Genomic DNA, 19695 nt, shown 5'->3' with positions numbered 1-19695 from the left:
TGGCGTGCTTATCCTTGCGCACGGCACCATTGCGCTGGATCACTCGGGTGACCCTGCTGACGAATAGCGAAATACAGTGCTGGTGTGTCCTGCCCGCCACTGTTACCGACAGTGGAGATGGACTCACCGGCTTTTACCACGTCACCCGCAGACTTGAGCAGCGTCTGGTTGTGACCGTAAAGACTCAAAAAACCGTTGCCGTGGTCGAGAATCACCAGCAGCCCGGCGCCGCGCAGCCAGTCAGCAAATACCACGCGGCCGCCGTGAACGGCATGCACCTGGCTGCCGGCGGAGGCGCTGATCATCACGCCGTCCCACTTGGTTCGGGCATCGTCGCCACGGGTTTCACCGAAGCGCGCCAGCAGTCGACCATCAACCGGCCATGGAAGTTTGCCGCGGGTGGAAGCAAAGGGGCCGCCAAAGGTCTCGCCCGAACTTGAAACCAGGGCGCCGGGTGTCGATTTAACAGGTTTGCGTGGGGCATCGGTGGCGTCTGCTGCAGCCTGAGCCTCACGTAACCGCTTTTTTTCGGCTTCCTGCTGGGCGATCAGCGCTTTTTGTCGCGCTTCTTCTGCCTCTCGGGCCTGACGGGCCAAGGTTTCTTCAATGGTTTTAAGGACTTTAGACAGGTCTGCCTGATCCTGCTCGCGGGCGGCCAGTTTCTGGTCTCGAGCCTTCACGTCGTCGTTGAGCTTGGCCAGGACTTGCTGGCGCTCTTTGCGGACCTTGTCGAGTTCGTCGCGCTGGCTGTCGAGGCTGCTTTTCTGCACCAGCAATTGCGCTTGCTGCATGGAGATGTCTTTTTCGACATTGGCCAATTGGCGCAGGGTTTCGTTGAAGTTCTTCAACTGCTCCAGACGGGCCTGGCTCAGGTAGTCGTAATAGGTGAGGGTGCGGGCGAATTTTTCCGGATTCTGCTGGTTGAGCAGCAGTTTCAGGTACTCCTGGCGGCCATTCTGATAGGCCGCGCGGGCCTGGATGGCGATCAGTCGTTGCTGATCAACGCGCGCGCTCTGGAGTTTTTTTTTCTCGGCATCGAGTCGCTGCAGCTCGGATTCGCTTTTCTTCAGCTCTTTTTGCAGCGCCTCGACCTGCTTCTCGAGCTTGCCCATCTCGGTTTCGGTGCCTTTGAGGTCTTTCTGCACCCCGGACTTTTCTTCCTGCAGCTTGCCCAGCAGCTTTTTCAGTTCGGCAATGTCCTGACGCGTGGCGTCCAACTGTTGTTGGGTTTGCGTGCGCTCGTCGGCAAAGGCCGGTTGGAGCAGGCATGTCAGAGCGAGGGCTATCAGGACGCGAAGCATAGAGGCGGGCGACACCAGGGAAAGGGACGAGCCTAGTATGCCCGCCAAGCGCAGCAAAAAAAATGCCCAATTAGGGCTGTGTGATAACTGGACGGAAAAACACCGCAAACCAATGTGGGAGCGAGCAAGCCCACTCCCACAGGGTTTGGCGGTGTTTGAAGAGGCGGATTACACCAGAATCGAAGTCCCGGTCATTTCCACAGGCTTCTCAAGCCCCAGCAACTTCAGCATGGTCGGTGCCACGTCGGCCAGAACGCCGCCTTCGCGAACCTTCAAGTCACGCTTGCCGACATAGATGAACGGCACCGGCTCGGTGGTGTGGGCAGTGTGGGCCTGGCCGGTGGAGGCGTCGGACATTTGCTCGACGTTGCCGTGGTCGGCGGTAATCAGGGCTTCGCCGCCGACTTTTTCCAGCGCATCGACGATGCGGCCCACGCACAGGTCCAGGCACTCGACCGCTTTGACAGCCGCCTCGAACACACCGCTGTGGCCGACCATGTCGCCGTTGGCGTAGTTGACCACGATCACGTCGTAGCGCTGGTTTTCAATGGCATCGACGATGCGGTCGGTGACTTCCGGGGCACTCATCTCGGGCTGCAAGTCATAGGTGGCGACTTTCGGCGACGGGATCAGGATGCGTTCTTCGCCCGGGAACGGTTCTTCGCGACCGCCGGAGAAGAAGAAGGTCACGTGGGCATATTTCTCGGTTTCGGCGATGCGCAGCTGCGTCTTGCCGTTTTTCGCCAGATAGTCGCCCAGCACGTTTTCCAGGCTGCCCGCGGCGAAGGCTGATGGCGCGGGGATGCTGGCGGCGTATTGGGTCAGCATGACGAAACCGGCAAGCGCAGGCTTACGAGCGCGTTCGAATTCCTTGAAATCGTCTTCGACGAATACGCGGGTCAGTTCGCGGGCACGGTCGGCGCGGAAGTTCATGAAGACCACGGCGTCGCCGTCTTCGACCTTGACGGGCTCACCGATGCTGGTGGCTTTGACGAATTCGTCGCTCTCGCCACGCTCGTACGCGGCTTGCAGGCCTTCCTGGGCGGTGGCGGCGTTGAATTCGCTGGCGCCATCGACAATCAGGTTGTAGGCCTGGGACACGCGATCCCAACGGTTGTCGCGGTCCATGGCGTAGTAACGGCCAATAATGCTGGCGATCCGGCCTTTGCCGAGGGCCTGGAAGGTCGCGTCCAGCAACTCGATCGACGACTGGGCGCTTTTCGGCGGCGTGTCGCGGCCGTCGAGGAAGGCGTGCAGGTAGATTTTTTCGGCGCCGCGCTTGAAGGCCAGTTCAGCCATGGCGATCAGGTGGTCCTGGTGGCTGTGAACGCCGCCGTCGGACAGCAGACCCATGAAGTGCACGGCCTTGCCGGCAGCAACGGCTTTATCCACCGCGGCGCAGATGGTCGGGTTCTCGAAGAACTCGCCGTCACGGATCGCTTTGGTCACGCGCGTGAAGTCCTGATACACCACCCGGCCAGCGCCGAGGTTCATGTGGCCAACTTCAGAGTTGCCCATCTGGCCGTCCGGCAAGCCGACGTCCATGCCGCTGCCCGAGATCAGGCCGTTCGGCACGGTGGCCCACAGACGGTCCAGTACGGGCTTCTTCGCCGCATAGATGGCGTTGGATTCAGGGCTCTCACTGTGACCGAAGCCGTCGAGAATAATCAGGACCAAAGGTTTAGGCGTGGTAGTCATGGATTCCACTCGTGGCTGAATTAAAAGAGGGCGATGGAAAAGGGAGTAGGAGTTTAAAGCTAAGTTCCGGCGCCGTCACCGCCGGACGGGGTTTGGCCCACCATAGTGGCTGTGTATACTGGCCGACATTTTAACGCCCTGGAACCTCCTTCGATGGTTGATCACCTGATTCAATTCGCCACCAACCACTACATTCTCGTGGGTATCTTCGTTGTACTGGCGGCCCTGCTAATGGCCTATCAGATGCAAGGCGGCGGCCGCAGCCTGAGCACCGGTGAACTGACCGGGCTGGTCAACAAGGACGCAGGCGTGGTGGTCGACATTCGTCCGACCAAGGATTTCGCCGCCGGTCACATCGTTGGCGCGTTGAACATCCCTCAGGACAAACTGACCGCTCGCGTCGGCGAACTGGAAAAGCACAAGGCCAAGACCATTATTCTGGTCGACGCCCTGGGTCAGACTGCCGGCACTCATGCCCGTGAACTGGTGAAAGCCGGCTTCACCGCTGCCAAGCTGTCTGGCGGTATTTCCAGCTGGAAAGCCGACAATCTGCCACTGGTGAAGTGATATGAACAACGTCGTCGTCTATTCCAGCGATTACTGCCCTTATTGCTCTCGAGCCAAGTACTTGCTCGAGAACAAAGGCGTAGCCTTCGAAGAGATCAAGGTCGATGGCAAGCCGCAGGTGCGTGCCGCGATGGCTCAGAAGGCCGGGCGTACGTCCGTGCCGCAGATCTGGATCGGCAGTACCCACGTTGGCGGCTGTGATGATTTGTTTGCCCTGGAGCGCGCCGGCAAGCTCGACGCCATGCTCAAGGCCTGACTGCGTTACTTAGAAATAGCTAACCCTATAAGACCCGAGATCAGAAAGGATCTGAGATGACTGACCAACAGAACACTGCAGCTAGCGAAGAAGAAAACGCACCGCAATTCTCCTTGCAGCGCATCTACGTACGTGACTTGTCCTTCGAAGCCCCGAAAAGCCCGGCAATCTTCCGCCAGCAGTGGGAACCGAGCGTCGGTCTGGATCTGAACACCCGTCAGAAGGCACTGGAAGGCGACTTCCACGAAGTCGTGCTGACCCTGTCAGTCACCGTGAAAAACGGCGAAGAAGTGGCGTTCATTGCTGAAGTGCAACAGGCCGGGATCTTCCTGATCAAGAACCTGGACGCGGCTTCGATGAGCCACACCCTGGGCGCGTTCTGCCCGAACATCCTGTTCCCGTACGCTCGCGAAACCCTGGACAGCCTGGTGACCCGCGGTTCGTTCCCGGCCCTGATGCTGGCCCCGGTGAACTTCGACGCGCTGTATGCACAAGAGCTGCAACGCATGCAGGCGGCTGGCGAGACTCCGACCGTTCAATAAAAAAGCTTCGTTTGCTCCATGAAAAAAGCGCCTTCAACGGGCGCTTTTTTCATGGAGCAAACGAACTCGCAGGGGGGGCGATGATCGTTCCCACGCTCTGCGTGGGAATGCAGCCCGTGACGCTCTGCGTCACACCGGTGCCAGGCTCGATACCAGCGGTGCTGCCGGAACGCGGAGCGTCCCTTGATCGTTCCCACGCAGAGCGTGGGAACGATCAAGATGACGGTGTGTCTCGCAGGCTTACTTGAACCCGAGCTGGCGCCAGGCTTCGTACACCGCGATGGCCACGGTGTTGGACAGGTTCAGGCTGCGACAGCCTTCGCGCATGGGCAAGCGCAGGCGTTGTTCGCCGGGCAGGGCGTCGAGCACTTCGGCTGGCAAGCCACGGCTTTCCGGGCCGAACAGGAACGCGTCGCCCTCGGCGAAGCTGGCATCATGGAATGGTCGCGAGCCCTTGGTGGTAAAGGCGAACAGTCGAGGGTGGCCGAGGCTTTCCAGACAGCTGGCGAGGTCTGCATGGCGTTGCAGGGTGGCATACTCATGGTAATCGAGCCCCGCCCGGCGCAGGCGCTTGTCGTCCATCTCGAAGCCCAGCGGTTCGATCAAATGCAGGTGGCAGCCACTGTTGGCGCACAGCCTGATAACGTTGCCGGTATTCGGCGGAATTTCTGGTTGGAAAAGGATGACGTGAAACATGCACGGCTCCGAAGGTAAAGATGAGCAGCATTCTACGCCGCAAGCGGATCCCCGTTCGAAACTATTCCCGCGGGTGATGGCTTCGCTGGCGATTGTCGGGGTGATGGTGGGCTTGATGATCGGTCGTCTGACCGCACCCGACCCCAGCGTTTTGCAGCAGGTCGAGGTGACCAGCGATGGGCTGGTGGTGTGGTTCAACAACGAACCCAAAACCCACGGCGAGCTGGTCGACGGCAGTGTTGCGCTGTTGTTTGAGGCTGAAGGCCGTGCACAGAAAGGTCAGCTCAAGCTCAACGGCAAGGACGTGAACTGGCGAACGCGATTGAGTGATGGGGGATTGTTGCTGACGGTGGTGGCGGCCCGGCCACTGCAGGGCGAGTGGGCCGGTAGCGAGGTCGATGACCGCTGGCGGCTGGAGATCCATCTCCGAGAGCAATAAAAGAGGGAATCCCCGGCCTGCCTGTACCAAGGTTCCCAAAACGGGAGGGCTCGCGCATTGCATCGTGAGCCCGGTGTAAAGAGGGAATCCCCGGCCTGCCTGTACCAAGGACCCCAAAACGGGGTGGGCTCGTCGCTGTTGCGGTATGAGCCCGGTGTAAAGAGGGGAATCCCCGGCCTGCCTGTACCAAGGTCCCCGAAACTGGGTAGTGAATCGAATCACTGATTGGACTATTGCAGGGGGCGTGCCAGTTTTTAACAAGTTGAAGCAGAAAGTCGCTTGGTAGCGCTGAACGCCCCGTATTCCGGGGGTTCTGTGTTTTTGCGATAAGGTTTTTATTGCAGATAAGCGCGGGATTTGGGACGGGTTGTTGTGCGCGATTGCGGTTCACGGTGCATTGCGGCGGTGCACGGAGGGACGATGATCGTTCCCACGCTCTGCGTGGGAATGCAGCCCGGGACGCTCCGCGTCCCTGCCGAAGCGGACGCAGAGCGTCCATTGAGGCATTCCCACGCGGGAGCGTGGGAATGATCAGGTGAAGGGATTAACCCTCATCCCCCTCATCATCATCCCCACCATCTACCTTCATCCCCAATTCCTTGATCTTGCGCGTCAAGGTATTGCGCCCCCAGCCCAGCAGCACGGCGGCGTCGCGGCGGCGGCCGGCGGTGTGTTTGAGGGCGGTTTCGATCATGATCCGCTCGAAGCTCGGCACGGCGCTGTCGAGCAGGCTCGATTGGCCGCGTGCCAGCGCCTGGTCGGCCCACTGGCGCAGCGCCTGCTCCCAGTTGGTCACCGGTGCCGAATCCTGCGGCAGGCTCAGCAGCTCGGGTGGCAGGTCGCTGATGTGCACTTCGCGACCCGAAGCCATCACGGTGATCCAGCGGCAGGTGTTCTCCAGCTGACGCACGTTGCCCGGCCATGGCAGGTTTTTCAGGTATTCCTCGGTTTCGCTTTTCAGCAGCTTCGGTTCCACCGCCAGTTCCTGCGCGGCGCGGCTGAGGAAGTGCTTGGCCAGGGTCGGGATGTCTTCGCGACGATCCGACAGCCGTGGAATGTGGATGCGGATCACGTTGAGGCGGTGGAACAAGTCCTCACGGAATTTCCCGGCGTGCACCAGGGTTTCCAGATTCTGGTGCGTCGCGGCGATGATTCGCACATCGACTTTCACCGGCACATGACCGCCAACGCGGTAAAACTCGCCGTCCGCCAGTACCCGTAGCAAGCGAGTCTGGGTGTCCGCCGGCATGTCGCCGATTTCATCGAGGAACAGCGTGCCGCCATCGGCCTGTTCAAAACGCCCGCGACGCAGATTGGCCGCGCCGGTGAACGCGCCTTTTTCGTGGCCGAACAGTTCGGACTCCATCAGATCCTTGGGGATCGCCGCCATGTTCAGCGCAATGAACGGCGAGGCCGCCCGTGGGCTGTGACGGTGCAGGGCGTGGGCCACCAATTCTTTACCGGTACCGGATTCACCGTTGATCAGCACTGTGATGTTAGAGTGGCTCAAGCGCCCGATGGCGCGAAACACTTCCTGCATCGCCGGCGCTTCGCCGATGATTTCCGGGGTGCGGGTCAGCGTCGGGACGACTTCCAGGCCTTGTTGTTCCTGAGCGTGCTGATTGGCGCGCTTGACCAGGGAAACGGCTTCGTCGACGTCGAACGGCTTGGGCAGGTATTCGAACGCGCCACCCTGATAGGACGCGACAGCGCTATCCAGGTCGGAGTGGGCAGTCATGATGATGACTGGCAGCCGTGGGTGTTGTTCGCGAATCCGCGCCAGAAGGTCCAGGCCACTGGCACCCGGCATGCGAATGTCGGAGATGATCACATCCGGCTGCTGGCGCGCCAGGCGGCTCATCACGCCATCGGCGCTGTCGAAGCTTTGCGTGGTCATGCCTTCCTGTTGCAAGGCTTTTTCCAGGACCCAACGGATTGAACGGTCGTCATCGACGATCCACACGGTTTCACTACGGCTCATGTCGATGTGGCTCCTTGTTCCAGTGGCAGAAAGATCGAGAACGTGGTGTGGCCTGGATGGCTGTCACATTCGATCAGGCCCTGGTGCTGGCTGATGATGTTCTGGGTAATGGCCAGGCCCAGCCCGGTACCGTCCGGGCGGCCGCTGACCATGGGGAAGAAGATGGTTTCCTGCAGCTCGGCGGGGATCCCCGGGCCGTTGTCGATGATTTCGATCTTGGTCACCAGGCGATGGCGCACGTGGCCGATGGTGAACTGGCGCATGGCGCGGGTACGCAAGCTGATGCGGCCAAGGCGCAGCTCGTTCTGGCTGCTGATGGCCTGCATCGCGTTGCGGACGATGTTCAGCACGGCTTGAATCATCTGTTCGCGATCAATCAAGACATCCGGAATGCTTGGGTCGTAGTCGCGCACCAAAGTGATGCAGCCCTGACTTTCGGCCTCCACCAACTGACACACACGCTCCAGCACTTCGTGGACGTTGCACATGGCCAGCGACGGCAGCTTGTTGGAGCCGAGCATGCGATCCACCAGATTGCGCAGGCGATCGGCCTCTTCAATGATGACGTTGGTGTAATCGCGCAGGCTTTCTTCCGGCAACTCACGGGCGAGCAACTGCGCCGCGCCGCGAATCCCGCCCAGCGGATTCTTGATCTCGTGGGCGAGGCCACGCACCAGCATCTTGCTGGTTTCCTGCTTCGACAGCTGCGCCTCTTCCTTGGTGATCCGCAGCAAGCGGTCGCGAGGGTGAACCTCCAGCAGCAGCATTGTGTCGCCATTGCTCAGGATCGGTGTCACGGCGTAGTCGACAGTCAGGCTCTGGCCGGTGAGGGCGGTGAGCATCGCTTCGCGCTTGGTGAACGGGTGCGCCTGCTCGACCGCCTGGCGCAGGGAGTTCAGCGCCTCGGTGGATTCGGTGAACAACTCACTGATGAACTGCCCATGGCTGCGCTGGCCGCTGATGGCCAGGAGCATCTCCGCCGCCGGGTTCATGTACTCGAGGCGCAGTTCGGCGTCGAGCAGAATGGTGGCGGTGGTCAGGTTGTCGAGTAGCAAGCGGTGCAGTGCGTCGCTAATGGTCATCAGGACCTCTTTTGGAGCAGGGCGCGCGAAAGGAAACAAGCGCTGATGCGAGGAAAATGCAAAAACCAAACCAAGGCTCCGAAAAGAAGCGTTTAGAGCCTGAAACGGGCGTTTTACGCTCGTTTGCGTGGCGTTCTGCCAGCTTTTACGGGTACTTTCGAACCAAAATGGGTTGAAATGTGAGTGCGGTGCAGATGAATGCACCAATATAGTGCGCCAGCCTGAACGAAGTTAGAAGAAGCGCAGGAAGGAACTTCTTTCTTCTTCAGGCTTGTCTTTGAGCGGGCATTCCGGCCGTTGGCCGTAGTCGGTGAGGGTGCACGGTTTGACCTGGCGCTTCTGGGCCAGGGAAATGCGCAGCATGTGGAACGGCTGATTGGCCGTGCGTTCGACGGTGCGGCCCTGTTCGTCGAGGATTTCCACCGACAGGTTGTGGCTGCCGCGGTCGATGTTACTCAGGGCGAACACCGGGCTGGGGCCGGGCTCGGCGGTGGGCTGGCCGTCCAGCAGCAAACGGTAACGATGACCCTGTTGCAGGCCGGGTTCGCTGGTAACACTGACGATCAATTCACCGGCACTGCTACGGATCGTGGCATCCGGTTCCGGCACCAGCACCCGGAGCATGTCGTAATGAAACAGTGGTTTGGCTTTGGTTTCTTTCGCTGCCGTCACGGGGGTGCCGCTCGGGTTGGCCGACATTCGATTACTTGTCGCCAGTGGCACACGCTTGGCGTTGCGAGTGCCCGGTTGATCGGTGAAGACCCGATTGCCCTGGGCATCGACGTAGGTAAAAACTTCTGCCATAGCCGGCAGGCAGACCAGGCACGCGATCCACAACCAGGCCCTCAAGGCTTATGCACCCGTTGCACAGTGAAGGTCACCGTGGGGCTCTGTTGCACGACGTTTTGCCCGTCGATCACCTGAACCGCGAGGTTGTGCTCGCCACGGTCGATGTTCACCAGTTGCAGAATCGGCACGTTACTCGGCTGGCCGTAGGATTGACCGTCCAGTAGCAGCCTCAATCGATGAGAGCCTTGCAGGCGTGGATTGATCAATACGCTGACGGTGAACGTGCCGTTGTTGGCGCGCAAGGCTTCTTCGGTGGGCAGGCCGGTCAGCTCCAGCACCTGATACGCGCTGTGGGGCTGGTCACGGCTACTGGCTTGCGCAGGCGTTACCGGCTCGCTTGGCGACTGACGCTCGACGCTGTTGAGCGGTGGTAATTCGACCGGCAGGGCTTTAACACCATCGGGCGGTTGATTGCTGTAGGCGGTGTTGCCGTTGGCGTCGGTGTACTTGTAGATCTGCGCGGCGGCGGGCAGGGCGATCAGTACGAGCAGGCATAACAACAATGAGCGCATTGCAGGCTTCCATTGGCCGTCGGGCAAGTGTCCGACCCTGTTCCGTTCGTGGCGACTAAGCGCTGAGCATAGAGCACATCAGCGCATGTCGGCAGGCCGGCTCAGCGACTGGCGCTGCACAGCTCAGCGCTGGCGCGTACCTTGGCGAGCTCGCGCAGTGACGCTTGGGCGCCGGTTTTATTGGCCTTGGCCAGCCAGGACGGGCACTGTGGGTCGTTGCGATAAGGGCTGAAATCGGCCAGTTGTTGCAGCAGGCGTTTTTGTAACCGATCAAGTTGTGGGCGAATCTGCCCGACGAGGTCCGGGCGAGGGTCGTCGGGAGCCTTGCCTTGTGCATGCCAGTCAGACAAATGCGCGTATTGCACCAGTTTGTTGGCCTCGATCTGCGCCGAGAAGAACTGTTCGACGGATTCGTTGCTCAATTTATAAGCGGGTGCCAGGGCAACGGCGCCAGCAATCACCTCACGCTCGCGCTGACGATCCTCGACGGGTTTGCCGCTGTCCCATTTGCTCAACGCGACTTGATCGGCAATGGCCAGGCGCTCCTCGATGGTGCCAAGCAACGGGGCGAGGGCGGCAGGTGCCGGGCTGGCAAAGGCGTTGTTGGCCAGCAAGGCAGTGAGCAAGGCAAGGCATGGGCGTAGGCGCATGGGAGATCTCGGCTTTATCGGATGAAGGGCATGATGCACGCAACCGGGCATCCGATGACAGACGTTCGCCCATAAAAAAGGCCTCCCGAAGGAGGCCTCTCTTTTGTCACGCCGCGTGACGCAGCGCTACCGGATCAGCAGCTGTAGTACAGCTCATATTCCAGTGGGTGTACGAAGGTACGTACCTTGATTTCTTCTTCGCTTTTCAGAGCGATGTAAGCGTCGATGAAGTCGTCGCTGAAAACGCCGCCTTTGGTCAGGAACGCACGACCTTTGTCCAGCTCTTCCAGGGCTTCTTTCAGGCTGCCGCAAACTTGTGGGATCTCTTTCGCCTCTTCAGGCGGCAGGTCGTACAGGTTTTTGTCGGCTGCGTCGCCTGGGTGGATCTTGTTCTGGATACCGTCCAGACCGGCCATCAGCAGTGCAGCGAAGGCCAGGTACGGGTTGGCAGCCGGATCCGGGAAGCGAGCTTCGATACGGCGGGCTTTCGGGCTCGACACGTAAGGAATGCGGATCGAAGCGGAGCGGTTACGGGCCGAGTAGGCCAGCATTACTGGAGCTTCGAAGCCTGGAACCAGACGCTTGTAGGAGTTGGTCGCCGGGTTGGTGAAGCCGTTCAGTGCCTTACCGTGCTTGATGATGCCGCCGATGAAGTACAGGGCAGTATCGGACAGGCCGGCATAGCCTTCACCTGCGAAGGTGTTCTTGCCATCTTTCCAGATGGACATGTGCACGTGCATACCCGAGCCGTTGTCGCCGTACAGAGGCTTAGGCATGAAGGTCGCGGTGCGGCCGTAGGCATCGGCAACGTTGTGCACGACGTACTTCAGGGTTTGGGTTTCGTCGGCTTTCTTCACCAGAGTGTTGAACTTGACGCCGATTTCGTTCTGGCCGGCAGTTGCCACTTCGTGGTGGTGAACTTCGACGGTCAGGCCCATTTCTTCCAGTGCGTTGCACATGGAGGTACGGATTTCGTGGTCGTGGTCGAACGGTGGAACCGGGAAGTAGCCGCCTTTGACGCCTGGACGGTGGCCCTTGTTACCGCCTTCGATGTCCTGGTCGGACATCCACGAACCTTGTTCGGAGTAGATTTTGAACATCGAACCGGAAATGTCGGACTTGAACTTCACTTGGTCGAAGATGAAGAACTCTGGCTCTGGACCGGCGAATACGGTGTCGCCAATGCCGGTGGCTTTCAGGTGTTCTTCGGCACGCTTGGCGATCGCGCGTGGGTCGCGGTCATAGCCTTGCATGCTCGAAGGTTCGATGATGTCGCAAACCAGGATCAGGGTAGGGTCTTCGGTGAACGGGTCCAGTACGGCGGTGGAATCGTCCGGCATCAGGATCATGTCGGAAGCTTCGATGCCTTTCCAGCCAGAGATGGAGGAGCCGTCGAACATTTTGCCGACTTCGAAGAAGTCTTCATCCAGCGCATCGCGAGCCGGCATGGTCACGTGGTGCTGAGTGCCTTTGGTGTCCGTGAAGCGCAGATCAATCCACTTGACGTCATGATCTTTGATGAGTTGAACCGACTTCGACATAGTGTCCTCCGGGTGGCTTCGGGCTAGTAGTGGATGCCCTTAAATGTGGGTGATGCCGGCGCGAATACTCTGCCAAGGCAACCTGCCTCACAAGGGAGCAAATTGCATGCCAGTGCCCCACCATGGGTTTTTTGCCCCAATATCACGCTTATTGAGGGGCAACGCACCGTAAAGCGCAAAATCACGCCCTGTAATGTAGCGTCGAATTCCATAAATGACCTGTTTTGGTGCGCGCAAAACCTTCTGCACATTAACTGGTTAAACCTTGAGCAATTTCCGCTATAATCCGCGCCCCCCTTTTTCGGCTGGCCCTGCGCGCGCTGTTTTCATGAAACTAATCGTAAAAGTCTTCCCCGAGATCACCATCAAGAGCCGCCCGGTACGGATGCGTTTCATCCGCCAATTGGCCAAAAACATCCGCACCGTGCTCCGCGATCTGGATCCGGCCGTGGTGGTGAACGGTGTGTGGGACAATCTCGAGCTGGAAACCCGCGTCAGTGACCCCAAGGTCCTGAAAGAGATGGGCGAACGCCTGACCTGCACGCCGGGCATCGCGCACTTTCTGCAGATCGACGAATACCCGCTGGGCGACTTCGACGACATCGTCGAGAAGTGCAAGCAGCACTACGGCGATGCGCTGGCCGGGAAGATTTTCTCGGTGCGCTGCAAGCGCGCCGGCAAGCACCCATTCAGCTCGATAGACATCGAGAAATATGTCGGCAGCCAGTTGCGCCGCCAGTGCGGTGCCGCCGGGATCGATCTGAAAAAGCCCGAAATCGAAGTCCGTATCGAAGTTCGCGACCAACGGTTGTTCGTGATCCACAGCCAGCACAACGGCATCGGTGGTTATCCGCTCGGTGCCCTGGAACAGACGCTGGTGCTGATGTCCGGCGGCTTCGACTCGACCGTGGCGGCCTACCAGATCATGCGCCGCGGCCTGATGAGCCACTTCTGCTTCTTTAACCTGGGCGGGCGTGCCCACGAATTGGGCGTCATGGAAGTCGCGCATTTCATCTGGAAGAAGTACGGCAGCTCCCAACGCGTGTTATTTGTCAGTGTGCCGTTCGAGGAAGTGCTGGGCGAGATTCTCGGCAAAGTTGATAACAGTCATATGGGCGTCGTATTGAAGCGTATGATGTTACGCGCCGCGTCCAGCATCGCTGACCGGCTGCACATCGATGCGCTGGTCACCGGCGAAGCGATCTCCCAGGTATCGAGCCAGACCCTGCCGAACCTGTCGGTGATCGACTGTGTGACCGATAAACTGGTGCTGCGCCCGCTGATCGCCAGCCACAAGCAGGACATCATCGACACGGCCAACGAGATCGGCACCGCCGATTTCGCCCGGCACATGCCGGAGTACTGCGGGGTCATCTCGGTCAATCCGAAAACCGCGGCCAAGCGCCACCGCGTTGAGCACGAAGAGAAAGAATTCGACATGGCGGTGCTCGAGCGTGCGCTCGAAAACGCCAAACTGGTGCCGATCGATCGGGTGATCGACGAATTGGGCCAGGACTTGCAGATTGAAGAAGTCAGCGAAGCGCTGGCCGGTCAGATCATCATCGACATCCGTCACCCGGATGCCGCCGAAGACGACCCGCTGGAGCTTTCTGGCATTGAGGTACAAACGATGCCGTTTTATGCACTGAACGCTCGTTTCAAGGAACTGGACCCTACTCGCCAGTACCTGCTGTATTGCGACAAAGGCGTGATGAGTCGCCTGCATGCCCACCATTTGCTCAGTGAGGGGCATGCCAATGTGCGCGTTTATCGACCGAGCTAAGTGCCCGGGGCTGTTTGCCTGTGGCCTGCGTCACCGGCCCCCCGACACCGCCGTCAAGCTGTAACGGCCATGCCGGACACTACTGTCAATCGCTGCCAAGACTTGTCAGCACACCGAATCCTCTGATCGAGATACACAAGTGATCGAAAATCTACGCAACATCGCCATCATTGCCCACGTTGACCATGGTAAAACCACCCTGGTAGACAAACTCCTGCGTCAATCCGGCACTCTGGAGCGCAACGAGCTCAACGACGAGCGCGTGATGGACTCCAACGACCAGGAGAAAGAGCGCGGTATTACCATTCTGGCGAAAAACACCGCCATCAACTGGAACGGCTACCACATCAACATCGTGGACACCCCGGGCCACGCCGACTTCGGCGGCGAAGTAGAACGCGTAATGTCGATGGTCGACTCCGTTCTGCTGCTGGTTGACGCTCAAGACGGCCCTATGCCGCAAACCCGTTTCGTGACCAAGAAGGCGTTCGAAGCCGGCCTGCGTCCAATCGTGTGCATCAACAAGATTGACCGTCCAGGCGCGCGTCCGGACTGGGTTCTGGACCAGATCTTCGACCTGTTCGACAACCTGGGCGCTACCGAAGAACAGCTGGACTTCAAAGTCGTCTACGCCTCGGCCCTGAACGGTATTGCCGGTCTGGACCACACCGACATGGCTGAAGACATGACCCCGCTGTACCAGTCGATCGTCGACAACGTACCTGCGCCGGCTGTTGACCGTGACGGTCCGTTCCAGATGCAGATCTCCGCTCTGGACTACAACAGCTTCCTGGGTGTTATCGGTGTTGGCCGTATCGCTCGTGGTCGCGTCAAGCCGAACACTCCGGTCGTGGCTATCGGTGCCGACGGCAAGAAGCGTAACGGTCGTATCCTGAAGCTGATGGGTCACCACGGTCTGCACCGTATCGACGTTGAAGAAGCTGCCGCAGGCGACATCGTGTGCATCAGCGGTATGGAGTCGCTGTTCATCTCCGACACCCTGTGCCACCCGGACACCGTCGAAGCGATGAAGCCGTTGACCGTCGACGAGCCAACCGTTTCCATGACCTTCCAGGTAAACGACTCGCCTTTCTGCGGTAAAGAAGGCAAGTTCGTGACTTCCCGTAACATCAAGGAACGTCTGGACAAAGAGCTGCTGTACAACGTTGCACTGCGCGTTGAAGAAGGCGACTCGGCTGACAAGTTCAAGGTTTCCGGCCGTGGTGAGCTGCACCTCTCGGTACTGATCGAAACCATGCGTCGCGAAGGCTTCGAAATGGGCGTTGGTCGTCCGGAAGTGATCATCCGTCAAGTTGACGGTGTGAAGCAGGAACCGTTCGAAAACGTAACCATCGACACCCCTGAAGAATCCCAGGGCAAGGTCATGGAAGAGATGGGCCTGCGTAAAGGCGACCTGACCAACATGGTGCCGGATGGCAAAGGCCGTGTTCGTCTGGAATACAACATCCCTGCTCGCGGTCTGATCGGTTTCCGTAACCAGTTCCTGACCCTGACCAACGGTGCTGGCATCCTGACCTCGATCTTCGATCGCTACGACACCATGAAGTCCGGCGACATGTCCGGCCGTCAGAACGGTGTTCTGGTATCGGTAGAGACCGGCAAGGCACTGACCTACTCCCTGGAAACCCTGCAGGCGCGTGGCAAGCTGTTCGTTGAGCACGGTCAAGAGATCTACAACGGTCAGATCGTTGGTCTGAACAGCCGTGACAACGACATGGGCGTCAATCCAACCAAAGGCAAGAAGCTCGACAACATGCGTGCTTCGGGTAAAGACGAAACCATCGCCCTGGTTCCACCTGTTCGCTTCACCCTGGAACAGGCCCTGGAATTCATCCAGGACGATGAATTGTGCGAAGTGACACCTAAGTCGATCCGCCTGCGTAAGAAGATCCTGGACGAAGGCGAGCGTACCCGCGCTGCCAAGAAAGCCAAGAACTGAGTTAACTCAGGCTGAATGAAAACGCCCCCGGTCGAAAGGCCGGGGGCGTTTTTGTTTGTCTGGGGTTTATGGGGTGTTTGTGCCGCCGCCATCGCGAGCCTGCTCGCGATGAGGTCTTGTCAGGCGGTGAAATCCTGGGTCAGAACTTGTCCAGCGTCCGCGAATTGTTCTCGCGCACCACTTCTTTGGGCTTGTACGCGCAATATCCCGGCCGCGGTCCGATCTTCGGGTGGTTGCGGCAGGTGTCCGGGCGCTTATCATAAATAGTGCACAAACGGCTTTTACGATCCAGGTACAGGCAATCGTTGTTGCTCATGCGCTGGAGGGTGAAGATCTCGGACTTCTGGTTGTAGCGCTCGACAATCCCTTCCTTCTGCAAGCGCTTGGCGATGTTCTTGGGTGGATCGCCCAGTTCGAATTCGTCGACGATGCCGATACGGATCAGATCCTTGATCTTGACTTCGACCGGCAGCGTGCAGCAGCTGGACATGCACGAGCCGCACATTGGGGCAGAGTACTTGGCCCAGGTATCGAGGCGATCGATTTCCGCGGCGGCGATCAGGTTGGGCTTCATCATCGGTTGTTACCAGCGTGTGCATCAGGGCGCGCGATCATACCGGGACTGGTGGATTTTTGAACAACCTTTCGCCAGATTTTTTTGCGTGTCGCAAAATAATCCTGTGTCCGGCACGACCCCTGCATCGTTTCAGTCACGCGATAACCTAATGCCGATCTATATCGCACTAACAGGAAAAACTGCCGAACCAGAGTCTCTACGGTCTGTCAGACCGACTAGGCTCAGACAATTCCACGCTCGCTCGAGGTCTTATCGATGACTCAAGAACCACTTGTTCGCGAAGCAGAGGTGGCCGCATTCCGCGACGCCGTCTTGACCAAGCTCACTTACGCGGTGGGTAAAGACCCGGATCACGCCTTCGACCATGACTGGTTCGAAGCCATTGCCCTGGCGGCGCGTGATCACATGGTCGAGCACTGGATGGATCACACCCGGCAGATCTACCGCAAAGGCCAGAAACGGGTTTATTACCTCTCCCTGGAATTCCTTATCGGCCGCTTGCTCTACGACAGCCTGAGCAACCTTGGCCTGCTCGATGTCGCTCGCGAGGCCATGACCGAACTGGGCGTCGACATCGAACGCATTCGTCTGCTGGAGCCCGATGCCGCACTGGGCAACGGTGGCCTCGGGCGTCTGGCAGCGTGCTTCATGGAAAGCATGTCGACCCTGGGCATCGCCGGCCATGGCTACGGCATTCGTTATGAACACGGTTTGTTCCGCCAGGCCATCGTCGACGGCTGGCAGCAGGAGCAGACCGAACACTGGCTGGATTTCGGCAATCCGTGGGAGTTCGAACGGCCAGAGGTTGCCTACCCGATCGGTTTCGGCGGCAGCGTCGAAACCGTGACCGATGAGGCCGGCAAGTCCAGGCAAGTCTGGTCCCCTGCGGAAACCGTGCGGGCCATCGCCTACGACACCCCGGTGGTCGGTTGGCGCGGCGCGAGTGTCAACACCCTGCGGCTGTGGCGCGCCCGGGCCATGGAAGAATTGCATCTGGAGCGCTTCAACGCGGGCGACCACTTGGGCGCGGTGGCGGAAGTAGCCTGGGCAGAAAGTATCTCCCGTGTGCTCTATCCGGCTGACAGCAACGAAGCCGGCCAGGAATTGCGCCTGCGTCAGGAGTATTTCTTCGTCGCCGCGTCCTTGCAGGATTTGTTGCGCCGCCATCGCAACATGCACACCTCGGTGCTGACCCTGGGCGATCACGCCGCCATTCAACTCAACGACACTCACCCCTCGATCGCCGTGGCCGAACTGATGCGTCAGTTGGTCGATGTCTATGACGTGGCGTGGGATGCGGCGTGGCAGATCACGGTCGACACGCTGTCATACACCAACCACACGCTGTTGCCGGAAGCACTGGAAACCTGGCCGGTCGGTTTGATGGAACGGATGCTGCCACGGCACATGCAGATCATTTATTTGATCAACGCCCAGCACATCGACTCGTTACGAGCCAAGGGCATCCACGACTTCGACGTGTTGCGTGCGATTTCACTGATCGAGGAAGACAACGGTCGCCGCGTGCGCATGGGTAACCTGGCGTTCCTCGGTTCCCACAGCGTCAACGGCGTATCCGGCCTGCACACGCAGCTGATGCGCAGCACGGTGTTCTCCGAACTGCACAAGCTTTACCCGGACCGGATCAACAACAAAACCAACGGCATTACCTTCCGCCGCTGGCTCTATCAGGCCAACCCCGAACTCACCTCCATGCTGGTCGACTCCCTCGGACAGAGCCTGCTGGATAACCCCGAAGAGCGCTTGCTCGCTCTGGAGCCGTTTGCCGAGAAGACTGCATTTCGCAAGCAATTCGCCGAACAGCGGCTGCACAGCAAGAAAGCCCTGGCGTATCTGATTCATGAGCGGCTGGGGATCGCGGTCAATCCGGCGGCGATGTTCGATGTGCAGGTCAAGCGGATCCACGAATACAAACGTCAGTTGCTCAACTTGATGCACACCGTCGCGCTGTATCAGGCGATTCGTGCCGAACCGGAAATCGACTGGGTGCCGCGAGTGAAAATCTTCGCCGGCAAGGCGGCGGCCAGTTATCACCAGGCCAAGCTGATCATCAAACTGACTAACGACATTGCACGGGTGGTCAACAACGACCCGACGGTGCGCGGTTTGCTCAAAGTGGTGTTCCTGCCCAACTACAACGTGAGCCTGGCCGAAAGCATCATTCCGGCGGCGGACTTGTCGGAGCAGATTTCCACCGCCGGCTTCGAAGCCTCGGGCACCAGCAACATGAAGTTCGGCCTCAACGGCGCGCTGACCATCGGCACCCTGGACGGGGCCAACGTGGAAATGTGCGAGCGCATCGGTGCCGAGCACATGTTCATTTTTGGTCTCAGCGCCCAGCAAGTGGAAGCGCGCAAGCGTAACCATGAATTTAACGCAGCGCCGGACATTGCCGCCTCCCATCGACTCAACGACGTGCTGCAAGCGATTCGCAGCGGGGTGTTCTCACCGGACGATCCGTCCCGTTACACCTCGCTGATCGATTCGCTGGTGGACTACGACCGCTTCCTGGTCTGCGCCGATTTCGACTCTTACTGGAACGCTCAGATGCGGGTCGAAGCTCATTGGCATGACTCGAAAGAGTGGTGGCGTTCGGCGGTATTGAACACCGCACGGATGGGCTGGTTCTCGTCCGACCGAACCATTCGCGAGTACGCCACGGATATCTGGAAGGCATTGGAGTAAGTCTTCGCTCGGATCGATATACTGGCGCGCCGGAAAAGATCGCAGCCTTCGGCAGTTCCTACGGTCAGTGTTCACCTAACATGGTGGTGAACGTGGCCTTTGCAGGAGCTGCCGAAGGCTGCGATCTTTGCTGTACGGGCTGCGCTAATCTTCTCGGATTGGCCACTGCGCTTAGGGATATCGACCATGCAATGGATGTTCATGCTGATTGGGCTGCTGCTGGGCTGGATACTTGACGAGTCGTTCAGCGACGCGTTGTTGGGCGCGTTGCTCGGGCTGGGTATCGGCCAGGCCATTCGCATTGGCCGCTTGAGCACTCAATCGGCGGAGCAGCGGCGTTTGCTCGATCAGGCGCAGGTTGCGCTGCATGCAGTCGAGCAGCGACTGGCGTTGCTGGAGGTGTCGGGCGTCAAGGCACCGGAACCAGGCGAGCCGGTTGCCAGCGAGCCCGCTGCATCGCCTGAAATCATCCTTGAACAAGCCCCGGTCGCAACCCCGGAATTGGTCTGGGAGCTGCCACTCGAACTCGAACCCATCACGGCGGCCGCCGCCGAA

At 59.4% G+C, this 19695-nt stretch carries 17 protein-coding genes and 1 pseudogene; 8 read left to right on the top strand and 10 right to left on the bottom strand.

The annotated features are described in order from the left end of the window. Window positions 1-8: 8 nt before the first annotated feature. Both PMI21_RS11075 and gpmI read right to left on the bottom strand, forming a co-directional pair. On the bottom strand, window positions 9-1301 hold the full coding sequence (locus tag PMI21_RS11075) for a murein hydrolase activator EnvC family protein (RefSeq protein ID WP_007939444.1): 1293 nt from the start codon (window positions 1299-1301) through the stop codon (window positions 9-11). 168 nt (window positions 1302-1469) lie between these two features. Further along, on the bottom strand, window positions 1470-2999 hold the full coding sequence (gene gpmI / locus PMI21_RS11080) for a 2,3-bisphosphoglycerate-independent phosphoglycerate mutase (protein WP_007939442.1): 1530 nt from the start codon (window positions 2997-2999) through the stop codon (window positions 1470-1472). 153 nt (window positions 3000-3152) lie between these two features. Between gpmI and PMI21_RS11085 the strand changes: the two genes are divergently transcribed. From PMI21_RS11085 to secB, 3 genes are read left to right on the top strand one after another with little or no spacing between them, the layout of a single operon-like run. After that, window positions 3153-3566, top strand: a complete 414-nt coding sequence (locus tag PMI21_RS11085) for a rhodanese-like domain-containing protein (protein ID WP_007939441.1) — start codon at window positions 3153-3155, stop codon at window positions 3564-3566. A gap of 1 nt (window position 3567) precedes the next feature. Beyond that, window positions 3568-3822, top strand: coding sequence for a glutaredoxin 3 (gene grxC, locus PMI21_RS11090; RefSeq protein ID WP_007939440.1), 255 nt, complete (start codon window positions 3568-3570; stop codon window positions 3820-3822). A 56-nt stretch (window positions 3823-3878) separates the two neighbouring features. Next, window positions 3879-4364 (top strand): protein-export chaperone SecB, encoded by a 486-nt coding sequence (secB, locus tag PMI21_RS11095; RefSeq protein ID WP_007939439.1) that lies wholly within the window; start codon window positions 3879-3881, stop codon window positions 4362-4364. 240 nt (window positions 4365-4604) lie between these two features. On the opposite strand, the gene trmL is transcribed toward secB, so the two are convergent. Beyond that, window positions 4605-5060: a tRNA (uridine(34)/cytosine(34)/5-carboxymethylaminomethyluridine(34)-2'-O)-methyltransferase TrmL gene (gene trmL / locus PMI21_RS11100; RefSeq protein ID WP_007939438.1), complete on the bottom strand. Its 456-nt coding sequence runs from the start codon at window positions 5058-5060 to the stop codon at window positions 4605-4607. Here trmL and PMI21_RS11105 point away from each other — a divergent pair. Continuing rightward, window positions 5059-5499, top strand: a complete 441-nt coding sequence (locus PMI21_RS11105) for a hypothetical protein (protein ID WP_033064077.1) — start codon at window positions 5059-5061, stop codon at window positions 5497-5499. The genes trmL and PMI21_RS11105 overlap by 2 nt on opposite strands. Window positions 5500-6043: 544 nt before the next feature. Here PMI21_RS11105 and ntrC read toward each other — a convergent pair. The 6 genes from ntrC to glnA all read right to left on the bottom strand — a co-directional run bounded on the left by ntrC (window position 6044) and on the right by glnA (window position 12114). Further along, window positions 6044-7480 (bottom strand): nitrogen regulation protein NR(I), encoded by a 1437-nt coding sequence (ntrC, locus tag PMI21_RS11110; RefSeq protein WP_007939435.1) that lies wholly within the window; start codon window positions 7478-7480, stop codon window positions 6044-6046. Next, window positions 7477-8562 carry a nitrogen regulation protein NR(II) gene (gene glnL, locus PMI21_RS11115; protein ID WP_007939433.1) on the bottom strand — a complete coding sequence of 362 codons (1086 nt, stop codon included), beginning with the start codon at window positions 8560-8562 and terminating at the stop codon, window positions 7477-7479. The genes ntrC and glnL overlap by 4 nt, the downstream gene beginning before the upstream one ends. Before the next feature lie 231 nt (window positions 8563-8793). Next, entirely contained in the window at window positions 8794-9411 is a 618-nt protein-coding gene (locus tag PMI21_RS11120; RefSeq protein WP_033064075.1) for a DUF4124 domain-containing protein, read from the bottom strand. Further along, window positions 9408-9923: a DUF4124 domain-containing protein gene (locus PMI21_RS11125; RefSeq protein WP_007939431.1), complete on the bottom strand. Its 516-nt coding sequence runs from the start codon at window positions 9921-9923 to the stop codon at window positions 9408-9410. The genes PMI21_RS11120 and PMI21_RS11125 overlap by 4 nt, the downstream gene beginning before the upstream one ends. A 101-nt stretch (window positions 9924-10024) precedes the next feature. After that, window positions 10025-10573: a chorismate mutase gene (locus PMI21_RS11130; protein ID WP_007939430.1), complete on the bottom strand. Its 549-nt coding sequence runs from the start codon at window positions 10571-10573 to the stop codon at window positions 10025-10027. A 134-nt stretch (window positions 10574-10707) separates the two neighbouring features. After that, window positions 10708-12114 (bottom strand): glutamate--ammonia ligase, encoded by a 1407-nt coding sequence (glnA, locus tag PMI21_RS11135; protein ID WP_007939429.1) that lies wholly within the window; start codon window positions 12112-12114, stop codon window positions 10708-10710. A gap of 328 nt (window positions 12115-12442) precedes the next feature. On the opposite strand from glnA, the gene thiI reads away from it, so the two are divergent. Both thiI and typA read left to right on the top strand, forming a co-directional pair. After that, window positions 12443-13897 carry a tRNA uracil 4-sulfurtransferase ThiI gene (thiI, locus tag PMI21_RS11140; protein WP_007939428.1) on the top strand — a complete coding sequence of 485 codons (1455 nt, stop codon included), beginning with the start codon at window positions 12443-12445 and terminating at the stop codon, window positions 13895-13897. A 139-nt stretch (window positions 13898-14036) separates the two neighbouring features. Next, a complete protein-coding gene (typA, locus tag PMI21_RS11145; protein WP_007939427.1) occupies window positions 14037-15857 on the top strand; it encodes a translational GTPase TypA in 1821 nt (606 codons plus the stop codon). Window positions 15858-15996: 139 nt separating this feature from the next. On the opposite strand, the gene PMI21_RS11150 is transcribed toward typA, so the two are convergent. Continuing rightward, the gene (locus tag PMI21_RS11150) at window positions 15997-16434 is read right to left on the bottom strand and encodes a YkgJ family cysteine cluster protein (protein WP_007939425.1); all 438 of its coding nucleotides are present in this window, start codon (window positions 16432-16434) and stop codon (window positions 15997-15999) included. Window positions 16435-16689: 255 nt separating this feature from the next. On the opposite strand from PMI21_RS11150, the gene PMI21_RS11155 reads away from it, so the two are divergent. After that, window positions 16690-19140, top strand: coding sequence for a glycogen/starch/alpha-glucan phosphorylase (locus tag PMI21_RS11155; protein ID WP_007939424.1), 2451 nt, complete (start codon window positions 16690-16692; stop codon window positions 19138-19140). Between the two features lie 186 nt (window positions 19141-19326). Next, window positions 19327-19695 (top strand): annotated as a pseudogene (locus tag PMI21_RS11160) (DUF2339 domain-containing protein); the annotation flags it as partial.

Source organism: Pseudomonas sp. GM18, assembly GCF_000282195.1.
Classification (GTDB): Bacteria; Pseudomonadota; Gammaproteobacteria; order Pseudomonadales; family Pseudomonadaceae; genus Aquipseudomonas.
This window is presented reverse-complemented; position numbering and strand designations above follow the sequence as displayed.

Bases quoted from the DNA above. Each gene is read 5' to 3' on its own strand.
- PMI21_RS11125 (WP_007939431.1), bottom strand. From the start codon at position 9,923: ATGCGCTCATTGTTGTTATGCCTGCTCGTACTGATCGCCCTGCCCGCC.
- PMI21_RS11155 (WP_007939424.1), top strand. From the start codon at position 16,690: ATGACTCAAGAACCACTTGTTCGCGAAGCAGAGGTGGCCGCATTCCGC.
- secB (WP_007939439.1), top strand. From the start codon at position 3,879: ATGACTGACCAACAGAACACTGCAGCTAGCGAAGAAGAAAACGCACCG.
- glnA (WP_007939429.1), bottom strand. From the start codon at position 12,114: ATGTCGAAGTCGGTTCAACTCATCAAAGATCATGACGTCAAGTGGATT.
- PMI21_RS11085 (WP_007939441.1), top strand. From the start codon at position 3,153: ATGGTTGATCACCTGATTCAATTCGCCACCAACCACTACATTCTCGTG.
- PMI21_RS11075 (WP_007939444.1), bottom strand. From the start codon at position 1,301: ATGCTTCGCGTCCTGATAGCCCTCGCTCTGACATGCCTGCTCCAACCG.
- grxC (WP_007939440.1), top strand. From the start codon at position 3,568: ATGAACAACGTCGTCGTCTATTCCAGCGATTACTGCCCTTATTGCTCT.
- gpmI (WP_007939442.1), bottom strand. From the start codon at position 2,999: ATGACTACCACGCCTAAACCTTTGGTCCTGATTATTCTCGACGGCTTC.
- trmL (WP_007939438.1), bottom strand. From the start codon at position 5,060: ATGTTTCACGTCATCCTTTTCCAACCAGAAATTCCGCCGAATACCGGC.
- glnL (WP_007939433.1), bottom strand. From the start codon at position 8,562: ATGACCATTAGCGACGCACTGCACCGCTTGCTACTCGACAACCTGACC.
- PMI21_RS11105 (WP_033064077.1), top strand. From the start codon at position 5,059: ATGCACGGCTCCGAAGGTAAAGATGAGCAGCATTCTACGCCGCAAGCG.
- ntrC (WP_007939435.1), bottom strand. From the start codon at position 7,480: ATGAGCCGTAGTGAAACCGTGTGGATCGTCGATGACGACCGTTCAATC.
- PMI21_RS11130 (WP_007939430.1), bottom strand. From the start codon at position 10,573: ATGCGCCTACGCCCATGCCTTGCCTTGCTCACTGCCTTGCTGGCCAAC.
- PMI21_RS11150 (WP_007939425.1), bottom strand. From the start codon at position 16,434: ATGATGAAGCCCAACCTGATCGCCGCCGCGGAAATCGATCGCCTCGAT.
- thiI (WP_007939428.1), top strand. From the start codon at position 12,443: ATGAAACTAATCGTAAAAGTCTTCCCCGAGATCACCATCAAGAGCCGC.